We start from the raw sequence: 1,128 nt of genomic DNA on the forward strand, positions 1-1,128 counted from the left end.
GGCGTCGGCGGGGCACCGGTTCCGGGCAGCGCACCGCCGGCCACCGGCACGTCCGGCACGGCCGGATCGCTGGGCGGGGGCCCCCGCGCGGGGGGGGGGGGGGGGCAAACCCCCCCCCCCACGGCCCGGCGTACGGCAGCGTTTCGCCGCTCATGAGGCCCTGGCCTGGCGGTAGCGCCGGCCGACCTCGGCCCAGTTGATGATGTTGAAGAACGCACCGATGTAGTCCGGGCGACGGTTCTGGTAGTGCAGGTAGTAGGCGTGTTCCCAGACATCCAGTGCGAGGATCGGGGTGTTGCCCGACAGGCCCACGGCTGCACCCATCAGCGGGCTGTCCTGGTTGGCGCTGCTTTCCACCTGCAGGCGGCCATCGCGATCGCTGGTCAGCCAGGCCCAGCCGCTGCCGAAGCGGGTCTGCGCCGCCTTGGTGAAGGCCTCCTTGAAAGCATCGAAACCGCCGAGGTCACGGTCGATGGCGGCGGCCAGTTCGTCATCGGGTGCACCACCGTTGGTGCTGAGCACGGTCCAGAACAGGCTGTGGTTGGCGTGGCCGCCGCCGTTGTTGCGGATGGCGCCGCGCTGCGCCTCGGGCACGGCATCGAGGTTGGCGATCAGCGCCTCGACCGCCTGCTCGGCGATGCCGGCCTGCTCGATGGCGGCGTTGAGGTTGTTGACGTAGGCTTGGTGGTGCTTGCTGTGGTGGATGTCCATCGTGCGCGCATCGAAATGCGGCTCAAGGGCGTCGTAGGCGTAGGGGAGCGGGGGAAGCGAGTACGACATCGAAGCAATCTCCGTGGGGAAGGCCAGAGGGCTGGCCGTGGGGAGACTGTTATCGCACCTCAACATTGGTTGAGGTCAAGGGGCGGGATTGAGGTGCGTGCGCGTTCATCGCTTTGATTCTTCCTGCAGGACAGCACTACCAGAACCCGCTTTTCGAACCTCACCGACGCGCTGAAGTGCTGCCCGCGCTCGCAGGAAACGGTCCGGTGGCGGAGGGGAGGGGCTGGCCGGAACCGTTGGCGCCATGGATGGCGCCATCGAGCCCCCATGGTGAAGTGACCCCCGAGACTTGGACAGGGGTCAGGCGGCCGATTGGGCCTGTTGGGCCTGCTCCCGGTACTGTACCGG

1 protein-coding gene is annotated in these 1,128 nt (G+C 68.2%); it reads right to left on the bottom strand.

What is annotated here, in order from left to right; all coding sequences use genetic code 11:
- Nucleotides 1-150 precede the first annotated feature (150 nt).
- Nucleotides 151-780, bottom strand: coding sequence for a superoxide dismutase (locus O0J15_RS21285; RefSeq protein ID WP_308306317.1), 630 nt, complete (start codon nt 778-780; stop codon nt 151-153).
- Nucleotides 781-1,128 lie beyond the last annotated feature (348 nt).

It is taken from the genome of Stenotrophomonas sp. Sm10, assembly GCF_030985515.1.
GTDB classification, from domain to species: Bacteria; Pseudomonadota; Gammaproteobacteria; order Xanthomonadales; family Xanthomonadaceae; genus Stenotrophomonas; species Stenotrophomonas hibiscicola.

What these genes read in the sequence shown, in the direction of transcription:
- O0J15_RS21285 (WP_308306317.1), bottom strand. Translation starts at nt 780, where the DNA reads ATGTCGTACTCGCTTCCCCCGCTCCCCTACGCCTACGACGCCCTTGAG.